At 65.5% G+C, this 15207-nt stretch carries 16 protein-coding genes; 15 read left to right on the top strand and 1 reads right to left on the bottom strand.

Features of this window, described 5'->3' with window-relative positions:
• The first annotated feature begins 60 nt into the window (after positions 1–60).
• The 6 genes from RB623_RS16390 to RB623_RS16365 all read left to right on the top strand — a co-directional run bounded on the left by RB623_RS16390 (position 61) and on the right by RB623_RS16365 (position 4942).
• Entirely contained in the window at positions 61–732 is a 672-nt protein-coding gene (locus tag RB623_RS16390) for an amino acid ABC transporter permease (protein WP_308057964.1), read from the top strand.
• Positions 732–1379, top strand: coding sequence for an amino acid ABC transporter permease (locus RB623_RS16385; protein ID WP_308057993.1), 648 nt, complete (start codon positions 732–734; stop codon positions 1377–1379). The genes RB623_RS16390 and RB623_RS16385 overlap by 1 nt, the downstream gene beginning before the upstream one ends.
• Positions 1366–2097, top strand: coding sequence for an amino acid ABC transporter ATP-binding protein (locus tag RB623_RS16380; protein WP_308057963.1), 732 nt, complete (start codon positions 1366–1368; stop codon positions 2095–2097). Before RB623_RS16385 ends, RB623_RS16380 begins: the two co-directional genes overlap by 14 nt.
• 38 nt (positions 2098–2135) lie before the next feature.
• On the top strand, positions 2136–2927 hold the full coding sequence (locus tag RB623_RS16375) for a transporter substrate-binding domain-containing protein (RefSeq protein WP_308057962.1): 792 nt from the start codon (positions 2136–2138) through the stop codon (positions 2925–2927).
• A gap of 69 nt (positions 2928–2996) precedes the next feature.
• Positions 2997–4004, top strand: a complete 1008-nt coding sequence (locus RB623_RS16370; protein ID WP_308057961.1) for a succinylglutamate desuccinylase/aspartoacylase family protein — start codon at positions 2997–2999, stop codon at positions 4002–4004.
• Positions 4001–4942 carry a threonine/serine dehydratase gene (locus tag RB623_RS16365; RefSeq protein ID WP_308057960.1) on the top strand — a complete coding sequence of 314 codons (942 nt, stop codon included), beginning with the start codon at positions 4001–4003 and terminating at the stop codon, positions 4940–4942. The genes RB623_RS16370 and RB623_RS16365 overlap by 4 nt, the downstream gene beginning before the upstream one ends.
• Before the next feature lie 85 nt (positions 4943–5027).
• Here RB623_RS16365 and RB623_RS16360 read toward each other — a convergent pair whose 3' ends face one another.
• A complete protein-coding gene (locus tag RB623_RS16360; RefSeq protein WP_308057959.1) occupies positions 5028–5867 on the bottom strand; it encodes a hypothetical protein in 840 nt (279 codons plus the stop codon).
• Between the two features lie 565 nt (positions 5868–6432).
• On the opposite strand from RB623_RS16360, the gene nanR reads away from it, so the two are divergent.
• The 9 genes from nanR (at position 6433) to RB623_RS16315 (ending at position 15195) form a co-directional block, all read left to right on the top strand.
• Entirely contained in the window at positions 6433–7143 is a 711-nt protein-coding gene (nanR, locus tag RB623_RS16355; protein ID WP_308057958.1) for a transcriptional regulator NanR, read from the top strand.
• Positions 7140–7439, top strand: coding sequence for a putative quinol monooxygenase (locus RB623_RS16350; RefSeq protein WP_308057957.1), 300 nt, complete (start codon positions 7140–7142; stop codon positions 7437–7439). The genes nanR and RB623_RS16350 overlap by 4 nt, the downstream gene beginning before the upstream one ends.
• Positions 7440–7489: 50 nt before the next feature.
• Complete coding sequence (locus RB623_RS16345) at positions 7490–8281, top strand: aldolase/citrate lyase family protein (RefSeq protein WP_308057956.1); 792 nt, start codon at positions 7490–7492, stop codon at positions 8279–8281.
• On the top strand, positions 8281–9333 hold the full coding sequence (locus tag RB623_RS16340; RefSeq protein ID WP_308057955.1) for an NAD(P)-dependent oxidoreductase: 1053 nt from the start codon (positions 8281–8283) through the stop codon (positions 9331–9333). Before RB623_RS16345 ends, RB623_RS16340 begins: the two co-directional genes overlap by 1 nt.
• Positions 9334–9466: 133 nt before the next feature.
• Positions 9467–11122, top strand: coding sequence for an extracellular solute-binding protein (locus RB623_RS16335; protein ID WP_308057954.1), 1656 nt, complete (start codon positions 9467–9469; stop codon positions 11120–11122).
• 113 nt (positions 11123–11235) lie between these two features.
• Positions 11236–12177 carry a sugar ABC transporter permease gene (locus tag RB623_RS16330; RefSeq protein WP_308057953.1) on the top strand — a complete coding sequence of 314 codons (942 nt, stop codon included), beginning with the start codon at positions 11236–11238 and terminating at the stop codon, positions 12175–12177.
• The gene (locus tag RB623_RS16325) at positions 12177–13025 is read left to right on the top strand and encodes a carbohydrate ABC transporter permease (RefSeq protein ID WP_308057952.1); all 849 of its coding nucleotides are present in this window, start codon (positions 12177–12179) and stop codon (positions 13023–13025) included. The genes RB623_RS16330 and RB623_RS16325 overlap by 1 nt, the downstream gene beginning before the upstream one ends.
• 13 nt (positions 13026–13038) lie before the next feature.
• On the top strand, positions 13039–14133 hold the full coding sequence (locus RB623_RS16320) for a sn-glycerol-3-phosphate ABC transporter ATP-binding protein UgpC (protein WP_308057951.1): 1095 nt from the start codon (positions 13039–13041) through the stop codon (positions 14131–14133).
• A gap of 213 nt (positions 14134–14346) precedes the next feature.
• Positions 14347–15195: a MetQ/NlpA family lipoprotein gene (locus tag RB623_RS16315; protein ID WP_308057950.1), complete on the top strand. Its 849-nt coding sequence runs from the start codon at positions 14347–14349 to the stop codon at positions 15193–15195.
• Positions 15196–15207: the final 12 nt, after the last annotated feature.

Raw genomic sequence — 15207 nt, 5'->3', positions numbered from 1 at the left:
CAACAAACTGGATACAGAATTAGCGATTTCCGGTCGATTGCAGAAGGGGGTTCTGCATTCATGAGCTACAACTTCAAATTTGGAGCTCTCCTTCGCTATCAGGACGAGATCGTCCAGGGCGTCCTGCTGACGCTGCAACTGTCGATCGTTACCATGATCTGCGGCCTCGTCATCGGGCTTGTGGTCGCCATGGCCGCCGGCAGCCCGCTCAAGGCACTGCGCGTGCCGGCGCGCATCTATGTCGAGGCTATCCGCAACACGCCGCTGCTGGTGCAGCTTTTCATCGTCTTCTTCGGGTTTCCCTCGATCGGCATCAGGCTGGATGCCAACACCGCGGCGTTGATCGCGCTGTCCATCAACATGGGGGCATATGGCGCCGAAATCCTGCGGGCCGGTTTCGAATCGGTGCGCCGCAGCCAGATCGAGGCCGGCCGGTCGCTTGGCCTGACGGCGAGCCAGACCTTCCGCCATGTGGTGATGTTCCAGGCGATCAAGGCCATATACCCGGCGCTGGCAAGCCAGTTCGTGCTGATCATGCTGGCCACCTGCGTGGTCTCGTCGATCGGCGTCACCGAGCTGTTCCATCAGGCCGCCTTCATCGATTCGCGCACCTACCGGTCGTTCGAGGCCTACACGCTGATCACGCTTTCCTACCTGGTGCTCACGCTCGGCTTCCGCGCCTTCTTCTCGGCGGTCTATTGGGCCGTCTTCGTCAGGAGACCGCGCCGATGATCCGCGAATTCAGCGAAGCCGACATCGCCTATCTGCTGTTGGCGACGCGCTGGACCGTCCTGCTCGCACTGGTCGCGATGATCGGCGGCGGCCTGCTCGGGATCGTCGTGGCCGTCCTGCGCGTCGTGCAGTTCCGGCCGGCGAACTGGCTCGCGATCGGCTACATCAACCTGATCCAGGGCACGCCGCTGCTCGGCCAGTTGTTCGTCTTCTTCTTCGGCCTGCCGCTGTTCGGCCTGTCGGTCGACGCCTGGACGGCGGCGGCGCTGTCGCTGTCGATCTACGCCTCCGCCTTCTTCGGCGAGATCTGGCGCGGCAGCCTGCAGTCGGTGTCGCCACGGCAGTGGGAAGCCGGCGCGTCGCTCGGCCTCACTTATGCGCAGCGGCTTTTCTACGTGGTGCTGCCGCAGGCTGTCCGCATCAGCGTGGCGCCAACGGTCGGATTCCTGGTGCAACTGGTCAAGAACACCTCTCTCACCGCGCTGATCGGCTTTGTCGAACTGACTCGGGCCAGCCAGATCATCAGCGGGGCGACCTTCGCCCCCCTGCCCGTCTATCTCACCGCGGCGGCAATCTATTTCGTCATCTGCTTTTCCCTCTCCCAGCTCAGTCACATGCTGGAAAGGAGACTCCATGCCGCTCATTGAGATCACCGACATCCACAAGCGGTTTGGCGCGGTCGAGGTACTGAAGGGCGTGTCGCTCGCCCTCGAAAAAGGCGAGATCGTCGCGGTCATCGGGCGTTCCGGATCGGGCAAGTCCACGCTGCTGCGCTGCGTCAACGGCCTGGAAAAGGTGCAGTCCGGCCGTATCGTGGTCGATGGCATCCATGTCACTGCGCCGGGGGCCGACCTCAACCTGCTCAGGCAGCGCGCCGGCATGGTGTTCCAGAGCTACAACCTGTTTCCGCACCTGACGGTGGAACGCAATGTGACGCTGGCGCTCAAGCTTGTGCGCAAGATGGAGCCGTCCGCCGCGCGGGAAGTAGCGCGGCAGGTGGTCGCCAGGGTCGGGCTGGCGGACAAGCTCCTGGCCTATCCCGACGAGCTTTCGGGCGGTCAGCAGCAGCGCGTCGCCATTGCCCGCTCGCTGGCCATGCAGCCGACGCTGATGCTTTTCGACGAGATCACCTCGGCGCTCGACCCCGAACTCGTGGGCGAGGTGCTGCGCGTGCTCGAGGGCGTCGCCGGCGAGGGCATGACGATGATGCTCGTCACACACGAGATGAACTTTGCAAAGAACGTCGCCGACCGGGTGATCTTCATGCATGAGGGCCGCATCCACGAGGATGGCCCGGCACGCGAGATCCTGCTCGAGCCGCGTACGGCCGAACTCAGGAGCTTCCTGAACGCCGTCCTTCACTAGCCTCGAAAAGAAGTGCAACCATCCACAGGGGAAGTTCCATGTTGAAGCATCTATCCAGGATAGTCCTGGCCGCGTTCGTGGCCAGCGCGGTTTCCGTGATTCCGGCCGGGGCGGCCGACCTGCAGGAGATCGTCTCCGCGGGGAAAGTCCGCATCGGCGTGCCTGTCGACGTGCCCCCCTTCGGGTCAGTCGACGCCAGCAATCAGCCGGTCGGCCTCGACGTCGACATGGCCAACAACATCGCCAAGGCGCTCGGCGTCACACTGGAGATGCAGCAGATCACTGGCGCCAACCGCGTGCCGTACCTCGCCACCGACCGGCTGGACATCGTCATCGCCGCCATGGGTGCCACGCCCGAACGCGCCCTGCAGATCGCCTTCACCTCGCCCTATGCGGCGCTTTCGATCGGCGTCTTCGGCCCGGACAGCATCGCCGTATCGTCGCCGTCCGAGCTGACCGACCAGACCATCGCCGTGGCGCGCGGCACGACGCAGGACCTCGAACTGACCAAGGCCGCGCCCAACGCCAAGATCCTGCGCTTCGACGACGACGCTACGGCCGCAGCCGCCTTCACCTCCGGCCAGGCGCAACTGCTCGCCACCGCCGACGTGGTCGCCAAGGACATGATGGATAAGGATCCGAAGATCCAGTTGAAGCCGAAATTTATCCTTCAGTTCTCGCCCTGCTACATCGGCATCCAGCAGGGGAGCCCGGAACTGCTGCGCTGGCTCGACACCTATATCCACCTCGGCGTGCTCGATGGTTCGCTGTCGGCGCTCTCGGCCAAATGGATCGGCACGCCCCTGCCGCCCAACTTCCCGAACATCTGACTGAACGAGCGGTGGCGGGGCCAGCCCTGCCACCACTCCCAGCCTTTCCACACAAGAAGCACGGTCCGCATGTCCACCGCCCGCACCGCCATCGATTTCGACCGCTCCGGCAAGCAGATCGGCTTCGTCGACATTCCGCATTCGCCGCATGAAGACGCCTGGGGGGCGACGCGCATCCCGCTCGCCGTCGTGAAGAATGGTGACGGCCCGACAGTGATCCTGCAGGCCGGCAACCATGGCGACGAGTATGAGGGACCGATCACGCTCGGCGAACTCATCCGGGAACTCGACCCCGGCCTGGTCAACGGCCGCATCATTTTCCTGCCGGCGGTCAACGTGCCCGCGGTGCTCGCGGGCCGGCGCACCTCACCGGTCGACGGGCTCAACCTCAACCGGACGTTTCCGGGCGACACAAACGGCACCATCACCCAGCAGATCTCCGCCTATGTGACGAATGTCATCATGCCTCTGGGCGACGCCTATATCGATCTCCATTCCGGCGGCTCGTCGCTCAACATCCTGCCGAGCGCCATCATCGAGCCGGCGCCGGACCCCGGACATCGCAAGCGCAACATCGCCGCGGCGCTGGCCTTCGACGCCCCGCTGACCGTGGTGATCGACAATCTGGGCGAGCCCCGCACCTCCACCGCCACGTCGGTTCGGGCCGGACTCACGACGGTCGGCACGGAGATGGCGGGAGCCGGCACCGTCTCTCTCGAAGCGCTCGGCATCTGCCGGCGCGGCGTGCGCAATGTGCTCGCCCATCTCGGCGTCCTGCCGCCCACGGACAAGCCGCCGCAGGCAAAGCCGGAGAACATCCTGCGCATCCCCGGCCATGACGGCTACGTGCTGGCGACGACGAATGGCGTGTTCGAGCCGTTCCACGCGCTCGGCACGCTGGTTCGCGCCGGACAGGAGGCCGGGCGCATCCACAATCTCGGCGATCCGTCGCGTGAGCCGGAAACGCTTCGTTATGCGGCGGACGGAATCGTGTACGGAAACCGTCAGCCCGGCCGTGTCGAGTGCGGCAATTGCTGCGTCACGGTTGCTGCCCGATACGATGGAGACCTGAGGTGATCACGCTCGACCATATCCGCGCCGCCGCGGCCCGCATCGACGGCAACGTGCGGCATACGCCGATGATCGCCGCCGCCAACCTGAAGGCCCCCATCGCCGACGCCGAGGTGAAGCTCAAGCTGGAACTCTTGCAGGTCACCGGGTCGTTCAAGGCGCGCGGAGCGACCAACCGCCTGCTGACCACCGACAAGGCCGAGTTGCAGCGCGGCATCGTCACCGCGTCGGGCGGAAACCACGGCATAGCGACGGCGCGCGCGGGGCATATGGCGGGTGTGGCGACGACGATCTTCCTGCCCTCCAACGCATCGCCGGCGAAAATCGCCAAGCTGGAGGCTTGGGGCGCCGCGACGCGCATCGTCGGTTCGGCATGGCACGAATCGAACGAAGCCGCGCAGGCATTCGTACGCGAAACCGGCGCGGTCTATTTCCATCCCTTCGCCGACCCCGCCGTTGTCGCCGGCCAGGGAACCGTCGGCCTCGAAATCCTGGAACAGATGCCGGACGTGACGACCGTGCTTGTCGCCATGGGCGGCGGCGGGCTGATCAGCGGCGTGGCGACCGCCGTCAAGGCGCTCGCGCCGCAGGTGCGGGTGATCGGCATCGAGGCGGAGGGGTCGCCGGTGCTTTTGCGCTCGCTCGAAGCCGGCAGGAATGTCGCGCTGGACAAGGTCACGACATCCGTCGCCACAATGGCGTGCGCAAAGACGGACGACCGCATTTTCGAGACGGTCAGCCGCCATGTCGACGAGATCGTGCTGGTCGACGATGCCGAGATGCTGCGCGCCGCGAAAAGCCTGTGGTTCGAGATGGGGCTTGCCGCCGATCTCAGCGGAGCGGCGGCTATCGCCGCGCTCATGCAGGGACGGGTCAAGGTCGGAAAGGGCGACCGCGTCTGCGCGATCGTGTGCGGCGCGGGACCGGAGGCCGTGGAGAAATAGGCCGCAAGACGCCCCGTCGCCGCGCGGCGGAAAATCCGCCGTGGCCATTGATCCTTCTCGCTTGAGTCCGGCAAGGCTGGCCGCGTCAGGACGTGTCGGGAGATTCCAGCGCGTAGACGGCCAGCGCGTGAGCGTGTGCAAGAATCTCGTCGATCTCGCGGATGTTGCGCGGATGGATCGCGGTCGGGTCGTAGCGGGACAGCCGCCCGCCGGGCGGACGCCCGCGCCGCAGCGGCGAGATGCGCCGGAAGCGGACCGCGCCAGCAGCTTGTTTGTTCTGTGCGAGTGCGGCTCGGGCTTCCCTGTCCCGGGCACGCGCGGCGTCGTGGCGTGCCTTCCAGCGGGCAAAACGGTTTGCCTGTCCGGGCAGATCGTCGAGTGCGGCAGCCAGTGCTTCCAGCCGCAAGGCGAGCCGCGATGCATTGACCGGATCGTCGGGCGACGGCGGGGAAGGCAGTGGACGGAGCTGCGCGCCGAAATCGAGCCCAGAGATGCGCGGCATGGTGCGTGCCGGCACATGGCGGCGGTGGATGCGGAACGGATTTTTGAGCGGATCGAGCAGTGACAGGTTTAGGACGCGCGGACGGGCGGCGCGTAGCGCAGCGGCCTTCTTCGCCGCTTCGGCGCGCGCAAAATCGGCATTCGACATGGTGACGGCGATGCCGAGGCTGCGCAGGATCGGCTCGACGGATTTGGGTTTCGGTTTTCGCGGTCGCACCGGCAGCAGGGTCACGACGAGACCGCGCGCTGCCGCGATGATCAGCCGCCGCGCCGCGGATTCGGCCGGACGCAGCAGTTTGAGGATTGCGCGGTGGAGATGGCGGGGAAGGGTGACCCCATCGCCCATCTCGGCCATGCCGACAAGCATGGCCAGCAAGCGCTTCAGCGCCTCCCAGTTCTTGTCGATAGCCGGACTTCTTTCCATCCCACCGCCTCCTTTCCAACACAAGGCGACGAGGATTATCGGTCCATCCGGGAGGGAGGGGGATAACTGGTGGGAAAATAATCCTGACAGATGGTGACAGGCACGCCCAAGGCGTAGGGGAAAAACGACATCCAAACTATCAAAGCCCCTCTCTTGCGATTTCTAACACTTAACCTCGCTTTCCCCTCGCCCTTCGGGCTCGGCGCTCGGTTAAGATGTTGAAATCGCTTTCTCCCCCGCAAGGGGGAGATAAGCGCTGCCGCGACCTTGCCGCCAATCGCCCACGTCCGAGACTGGCGGAAACGGCGGAGCGCGTTCTATCTCTCCCCTTGCGGGAGAGAAAGCGATTTCAACATCTTAGCTGGAGCAGCCCGAAGGGCGTCAGCGGAAGCTAAGTGTTAGAAATCGCAAGTGAGGGGCAACAAAGGTTGAATCACGCCCCAGGCGGCCGGCCTGCCCAACAGCGGAAAACTTCAAGCGATTGCGCCGGTTCAGGCGTGAAGCGGCTTGACACGGTGGGCCGCCGCGATACGCTGGTCCAATGGTATAATAGGTATGCCAGCCGGTGGACGAGTTCCCCCTAAAACAGCGAAAACTGTCGGAAGAGGTGGCCGAACGCCTCGAGCGGCTTATTCGCCGCGGAGAGCTGGTCGAAGCCGACCGTCTGCCTTCCGAGCGGGACCTGATGCGGCAGTTCGGCGTCGGCCGTCCCTCCATCCGCGAGGCCCTGCATCAGCTCAGCAAGATGGGCCTGGTCGAGGTGCGGTCTGGCGAGCGCGCCCGGATAACCCGTCCGACGCCGCAATTCGTCATCGAGGCCCTGTCCGTCCCGGCCCGCCACATGATGAGCGCGCCGGGCGGCGTCCAGAACTTCCAGAACGCGCGCCTGTTCTTCGAGGTCGGGCTGGCCCGGAACGCGGCAGTGGCCGCGACCGACGACGATATCGTCCAACTGAAGGATGCGCTGGAGGCCAATCGCGAGTCGATCGGCGATCTCGAGCGGTTCCAGCAGACCGACGTGGACTTCCACTATGTGCTGGCGGTGATCACCCGCAACCCGATCTTCACGGCCATTCATGCCGCGCTGGCGGACTGGCTGCTGGAGCAGCGGCGAACGACGTTGGCGGCCGGCGAGGACCGGCGCGCCTACGAGGCGCACAAGCTGATCTTCGAGGCGGTGGCGGCGCGCGACCCGGACCGGGCCGAACGCGCCATGCGCGACCATCTCGAATATGTGGCGCGCCGCTACAACACCGTGGTGGAGACACGTGCGTGAGCGGCTTCGTGATCGTCGTCGACTTCCGCCTCGTGCCAGGCGCGCGCGCGGCCTTTCGTCCGATGATGGACGCCAACGCCCACGCCTCGATGCGCGACGAACCGGGCTGCCGCCGTTTCGACGTCGTCGAGCCGGAGGGCGATGCGGAGCGCATCCTGCTCTACGAGATCTACGACGACGCGGCCGCCTTCGACGCGCATTGCCGCACGCCGCACTTTCTCGCTTTCGACGCCGAGAGCGCGCCGCTGGTGAGGGAAAAACACGTCATCCGCGGAGCGCTTGTCTGCGAGGGATAGGAATGGGCTGACGCCGGAGGAGCGGCAGGGCCAAGGGAGGGATCGAACTAATGGCTGAAAACGCTTTGCGAGAGATGATGGGGCACCGCAAGGTGAAGCTCGGCCATCTCGTCGCCGAATTCGCAACGCCGGGCATAGGGCACATCTTGAAGGCCGCCGGCTGCGACTTCGTCTTCTTCGACATGGAGCATTCCGGCTTCGGCATGGAAACCTTGAAGAGCGCCATCCGCTATTTCGAGGCCGCCGACCTTCCGGCCATGGTGCGTGTCCCGTCGCATGACACCCATTTCATCGCGCGCGCCATGGACATGGGCGTCGAGGGCTTGATCGTCCCCATGGTCGGCAATGCCGATCAGGTGCGCCGCATCGTCAGCGCCATGAAATACCACCCGGCCGGCGGCCGCGGCGTCGCCCTGCAGATCGCGCATGACCGGTATCGGCCGGGCGGCGTCGCCGACAAGTTCACCGCGGCGAACCGGCGGACCGCCTTCATCGCGCTGGTCGAGACGGCGGAAGGCGTGGACAATGTCGACTCGATCGCCACGGCCGAGGGTGTCGACTGCCTGTGGGTCGGCCATTTCGATCTCTCCGTGTCGCTCGGCATACCGGGCGAGTTCGGGCATCCGACGTTCACCGCCGCGATGGACAAGGTGGTCGCCGCCGCGAAACGCCACGGAAAGTCGCTCGGCCGGCTGGTCGGCAACGTCCAGCAAGGCATCGAAGTCCATGACCAGGGCTTCGACTTCGTCTGCTACCAGGGTGACATCTGGCTGCTCTATGAGGCGCTCGCGGACGCGGTGGGCAAGCTGCGCGAGGGCTGCGCCAAGGCCGGAGCGCGGTGATGGCCGGCGATACGTTCAGGGTGGCACTGTCCGGGGATTTCCTGAAGCCCGACGGCTCGCCGACCTATTCCGACTTCGACCTGGCCCCGCTCTATCAGGCGCCCGGCGTCGAAGTGGCGTTTCTCGAGTCGCGCAATCCGCTCAGCGCCGAACAACTCGAAGGTTTCGACGCCCTCATCCTGCTTGCGCACCGGTTCACCGCCGGCAGCGTGCCGAAAGGCGGCCGTCTCTCCGTCGTCGCCCGGTTCGGCGTCGGCTACGACACGGTCGACGTTCCGGCCTGTACCGAGGCAGGCATCGCGCTCGTCATCACACCGGACGGCGTGCGCCGGCCGGTGGCGGTCTCGGTCATAACGCTGATGCTGGCGCTCACCGGCAAGCTGATGGCCAAGGACCGGCTCACGCGCATGGCCGCGCCGGGCTTCGCGCAGAGGTCGAACCATATGGGCGTCGGCCTGGTGGGCCGCACGCTGGGCTCGCTCGGCATCGGCAATATCGGTGCGGAAGTGTTCCGCATGGCAAGACCGTTCGAAATGAAGTTCCTCGCGCACGATCCCTACGCCGATGCCGGCGTGGCGCGGGATCTCGGCATCGAACTGGTCGGCATCGAGGAGCTGTTCCGCCGGTCCGACGTGCTGTCGGTGAGCTGTCCGCTAACCGAGGACACGAGGCACATCGTCAATGCCGAGCGGATCGCGCTGATGAAGCCGACGGCCTATCTGATCAACACCGCCCGAGGCCCGATCGTCGACCAGAAGGCGCTGACAAGCGCGTTGCAGCAGAACCGCATCGCCGGCGCGGGCCTCGACGTGCTCGAACAGGAACCGCCGGACGCCGACGATCCGATCCTGGAACTCGACAACGTCATTCTGGCGCCGCACGCGCTCTGCTGGACGGACCAATGTTTCGCCGGCAACGGCGCCGCGGACGTGAAGGCCGTGCTCGACGTCATGCATGGGCGCGAGCCGCGGGGCGTGGTGAACAGGGAGGTTCTGGCTTCCGAGCAGTGGAAGCGGCGTCTGGCCGACTACGCCAGCCGCTTCGGCAAGTGAGGGGGAACGCGACGAACTGAGGCGCTGGCCCGCGGGCCAAGTCTTGAGATTGACCGGCCGCAGCGCCCGCGACCGAGTTGGAGGCGAACGCCGCAGCCGAAACGGCTCGGCAATCCTGGGAGGAGTGAAAGGCATGAACGATCGAGAGAGACGCGACTTCGAGGCCGGCCTGGCCGGCGAGGTGGATGCATTCATGCGTGGCGAAAGCACGCGCCGGACCTTCATCACCCGGTTCGGGCAGATGACCGGCCTGCTGGCCGCCTCGGGGCCGATGCTCAGCATGATGACCGACTGGGCGCTGGCGCAGCAGGCCAGCGAACTGGCGGACCCGTCGACCCCCCTCGGCCAGGCGCAGGCCGCCGCGCTGAAGGCCTCGAGCGAGGGCCCGGCAGACGGCTCGGCCTTCCGCGCGATCGAGGCGGCCAAGCAATATTCCGGCGTGACCCTCAACATGACCTCGGAAGCCGGCTTGCAGGCGCTCGATCCGCGCAATTTCTCGGGGCCGATGCTGGAGAAACTCACCGGCATCAAGACCAACGTCGTCGAACTGGCATGGCCGGATCTCTATTCGAAAGCGGTGGCCGAACATATCGCCACGTCCGGCGCCTACGACATCCTGGACGTCGCGCCGATGTGGACTCCCTCGCTCGCCGACGGCGGCGTCATCCAGCCGCTCGACGACTATATCGCCAAATACATGAACAAGGCTGACCTCGAGGATTACCATCCGCTCTACAAGGCGCTGCCAACCTACAAGGGCAAGATCTGGGGCCTGTTCGACGACGGCGACATCTTCGCCCTCTATTACCGCAAGGACATCTTCGAGGATCCGAAGCTGGTCGAGGCCTACAAGGCGAAGTTCAACGCCAAGCTGGAGCCCCCGAAGACCTGGGAGGAATATGCGCAGGTGGCGCAGTTCATCACCGACCAGCTCGCGCCGAACGTCTATGGCGCCGGCCATTTCCGCAAGGCGGGCAGCCCCGGCAACCAGTTCGACTTCCTGCAGCAGTTCCGCGCCAATGGCGGCCAGTTGTTCGACGGCGACATGAAGGCGGCGCTCGCCTCCGACGCCGGCGTGAAGACCCTGCAGAACATGATCGCCGCGAACAACGCGTCCATCCCCGGCAACAACGAACTCGACGCGGTGTCGCTGTGGGCGGCGTTCCTGACCGGCAAGGTGGCGATGATCTATTCCTGGCCGCCGTCCGGGCGCATGGCCGCAAACTACTCGCAGTCGGCGGCGGCCATCAACTTCATCCCGCAGTCGCAGATCGCCGGCAAGGTCGGCTACGCCGTCGTTCCCGGCAATCCGGAGCACGCGACGGGCTTCAACAAGGCACTGTCGGCGGATTCGGCGAACCCGGACGCCGCCTTCCTGGCCATGCAGTGGATGACCTCGCCGCCGGTGTCGCTCGCCCGCGTCATGCTGCCCTACGCGCTGCGCGACCCGTATCGCCTGTCGCACTTCAGGTCGGAGCTTTATGCCGGCCTGTTCCCGAGCGCCAAGGAATATCTCGCCAACCTGAACGCCTCGGCCAATGTCGGCCTTCTCGACCCGATCATGCCCGGCGCGCAGGACTACTTCCTGTCGATCGACCGCATGTGCACGGCGGTCTGGGCGGGCGCCGACCCGAAGGCTTCGCTGGAGACCGCGGCCAAGGAGTTCGACGAGACGACGGACCGCCTCGGCGTCGATTCCCAAAAGGCCTTCTACGCGGAGTTCCTGAAGCTGCCGGGCGCGACGGCCGACAACACCGTCGAGAAGCTTGGCCTGGCGGTCACGCTGTGAGGGGGACCGGCCGGCGTCGGGGGGCGCCGGCCGGTTTTTTTGCTTGAGACCGGAAGAGCGCGCCGGCCGCGCGGCTTGCCGGGCATGAAGGGCGAAACGGAATAGAAGCGACGATGCCGCAGACTGCAGCCATTACGCGCATGACGGGGGCCGGGGCGCCGCCGCGCCTTTCAAGCTTCGCCAACTGGGCCGACCGCCATTTCAAGTGGCTGCTGGTCGCCCCCGCGGTGCTGCTGATCCTGGCGCTGTCGATCTATCCGCTGCTGTTCTCGCTGGTCGTCTCGTTCATCAACTACGACTTCCAGGTGCCCGGCCATGCCTTCGTCGGCCTGAAGAATTTCGAACGCGTCGTCTTCGATCCGGTGGCGCGCTGGTCGCTACTGCTCACCGCGCTTCTGTCGGGCATCAGCGTGGCGATCGAGTTCGTGCTAGGCCTCGCGGTGGCGCTCGCCATGGTGAGAAGTTTTCCAGGCCGCGGCGTGGTGATGTCGATCCTGATCGTGCCGCTGTTCATCAGCCCGGTGATCGTCGGCCAGGCCTGGACGCTGCTGCTGCAACGTCCGTTCGGGCCGACAAACTACATTCTCGGCGCGCTGCTCGGGCAGGAGGTAACCATCGGCTGGCTCACCGAGAGCCCGTGGCTCTACATCTCGCTGGTGGTCGCCGACGTCTGGCAGTGGACGCCGTTCATGTTCGTCATCCTGCTCGCCGGGCTGACCTCGATCCCGCCGAACCTCTACGAGGCGGCGGAACTCGACGGCGTCAACGCCTGGCAGGCGTTCTGGGCGATCACAGTGCCGCATCTGGCACCGATGATGCTACTGGCGCTCACCTTCCGGCTGCTCGACGCCATCCGCATGTTCGACACGATCTTCATCATGACCGGCGGCGGGCCGGGCACCAGCACCTATACGGCAAGCTACTATCTCTACACGGTCGGCTTCACGCAGTTCCACCTGTCGCAGGCGACGGCGGGAAGCTGGCTGTTCCTGATCTTCACGGCGCTGGTGGTGACGCTGCTCGTGCGCCGTCTGCTCAAGGTGGAGACCGCCTGATGGCCGCCGTCCGTTCCGCCCGCCGTCCGCGCCGCGGTGGCGCCCCGGTCGCCCGCTTCGTGCTGCTCGGCTTCTTCCTGATCTTCGTGCTGTGGCCGCTCTACTGGATGTTCAACACGTCGGTGAAACCCAGCGACGACTATCTGGCAACCCCGCCCGTCTGGTTTCCGACGGAGCCGACCCTGCTGCACTACGAGGTGGCGCTGTTCACCTATCGAGGGCTGGAGGGGCTGATCAACAGCCTGATCATCTCGCTGTCGGCCACCGCGCTTTCGGCGCTGCTCGGCACCACCATGGCCTATAGCCTGGCGCGATACAACACGGGCGGCCAGCACCTCTCCTTCTGGGTGCTGTCGCAGCGTTTCCTGCCGCCGATCGGCATCGTGCTGCCGGTATTTCTCATCTACCGCCAGGTCGGCCTCTACGACACACATGTCGGGCTGATCGTCGCCTACACGGTGTTCACGCTGCCGGTCTCGGTCTGGATGATGTTCGCCTATTTCCGCGGCATGCCGCGCTCCATGGAGGAGGCAGCACTTGTCGACGGCTGCACGCGCTGGGAAGCGTTCTGGCGCGTCGCCGTGCCGCTCGCCGCACCCGGCATCGTCGCGGCGGCCGTGTTCGCCTTCATCGCCTGCTGGACCGAGTTCTTCTTCGCGCTGCTCTTGACCAGCCGCACCGCCTTCACGCTGCCGACTGTGTTCCGCGCCTTCATCGGCTTCCAGGGCGCGCAGTATGGCGAGGCGGCGGCACTCGCCATCGTCTCCCTGGTGCCGTCGATCGCGCTGGGAGTTCTCGCTCAACGACACCTGGTGCGCGGGCTGACGCTCGGCGCCGTCCGCGGATAGGAAATTTTCGGAAATGGCGAATGTCAGGATAAGCGGGCTGCACAAGCGCTACGGAGCGTTCCACGCGGTCCGGGGCATCGACCTGGACATCCCCGACGGCGAATTCACCGTGCTGGTCGGGCCGTCCGGCTGCGGCAAGAGCACGCTCCTGCGCACGATCGCTGGGCTGGAGGAGATTTCCGAAGGCACGATCGAAATCGGCGGCGAGGTGGTCAACGACCTGCGGCCGCGCGACCGCGACGTCGCCATGGTGTTCCAGGACTACGCACTCTATCCGCATATGAGCGTGGCCAGAAATATCGGCTTCGGGCTGAAGGCGCGCAAGATGCCGCAGCCGGAAATCGACCGGCGGGTCGATACCGCGGCGCGCATGCTTGGCATCACCCAACTTCTCGGCCGGCTGCCGCGGCAGCTCTCGGGCGGCCAGCGGCAGCGCGTCGCCATCGGCCGCGCCATCGTCCGCAACCCCCGCATCTTCCTGTTCGACGAACCGCTCTCCAATCTGGACGCCCAGCTTCGCGACGAGATGCGCGGCGAGATCAAGCGTCTCCACCAGGGCATCTCCACCACCATGATCTACGTCACGCACGACCAGATCGAGGCGATGACCTTGGCCGACCGCATCGTGCTGATGCGCGACGGCCTGATCGAGCAGCAGGGCGCGCCGCTCGACCTGTTCGAGCGGCCGGCGACCACCTTCGTCGCCGGTTTTCTCGGATCGCCGAAGATGAGTTTTCTGCCGGGCCGTCTGGAGAGCCGCGCCGGATCGGAGGGCATCGCCTTCGGCGACCAGTTCCTGCCCTTGCCGAACGGCCGGATGGCGCCGAGGACATCCGGCGACGGATCGGTGCTGCTGGGCCTACGGCCGGAGCACCTCAGCCGCGCGCCGGCGGGCGCCCCGCCACCGGGCTGCGTCCGCTACGATGCGCTCGTCGACCTGGTGCAGCCGACCGGATCGCGCAGTTACGCCACTTTCCGGCTCGCCGGCGAGCCGGTGATCGCGGAACTGCAGGCACATGACGTCAGCCGCCCCGGCGAAACGCTGCCGATCGACGTCAACATGAACCGGGCCTCGGTGTTCGACGCCGCGACGGGCAAGGCGATATGATGCGGGCGCGCCACTATCCCAGATAACCTAACGCTGGCCCGGAGCCACGCGTCCCACTTCGCCTTCGCAGATGCGAAGGCGAAGACTCTCATTTCACCTGGGCTTTTGAGACGATATTCCTGCCCGGCGTTCAGCCGAGGAACGTGTTGCTTTGTGCAATGCTGCTGCATCGCTCATGATTCAGCATCAAGAGCAACATCCCAAGGAAAAATCATGTCCGACCAGAACAATCGATTCCCGTTTTCCGGGCCAGTGACCCGCCGTACCGGGCTTGCCCTGGCGCTTGCGACCGCCGCGGCGCTCACCACTTTCGCGTTCACGGCTCCGGCCTTCTCCCAGGACAAGAAGGAGATCAAGGTCGGCATCATCAGCGGCGAAGACGAGGATGTGTGGCGCGTCGTCGTCCAGGAAGGCGCCAAGCGCGGGCTGACGATCGAAACCGTGGTCTTCAACGACTATACCCAGCCGAACGAGGCGCTGGAGCGCGGCGAGATCGACGCGAACGCCTTCCAGCACCAGCCCTATCTCGACAACCAGATCAAGACGCAGGGCTACCACATCGTTCCGGTCGGCTATACCGCCGTGTGGCCGATCGGCCTTTACTCGAAGAAGCACAAAACCGTCGCCGAACTGCCTGAAGGCGCCGTGGTCGGCGTGCCCAACGATCCGTCCAACGAAGGCCGCGCGCTTCGCGTGCTTCAGAACGAAGGGTTGATCAAACTCAAGGACGGCACGGGAATCCTCGCCACGGTGATCGACATCAGCGAGAACCCGAAGAACCTGAACATCAAGGAACTTGACGCCGGCATCGTCGGGCGCTCGGTGGACGACCTGGATGCGGCGGTGGTGAACACCGACTGGGCGCTGAAGAGCGGCCTGACCCCCGACGACCGTATCGCCCAGGAACCGGTAGCCGACAATCCGTACCGCAACTTCATCGCCGTCAAGGCCGGCTCCGAGAACGAGCCCTGGGTGAAAACCCTGGTCGAATCTTACCAGAACGAAACGGTGAAGGCCGAATTCGACCGTGTGTACAAGGGAACGGGCATCAGCGCCTACTGAGCGCCTATATCG

The organism is Mesorhizobium sp. LHD-90 (assembly GCF_030929505.1).
GTDB lineage: Bacteria > Pseudomonadota > Alphaproteobacteria > Rhizobiales > Rhizobiaceae > Kumtagia.
Note: the sequence above shows the minus strand (reverse complement) of the source record. Positions and strands in the feature narration are given on the sequence as shown.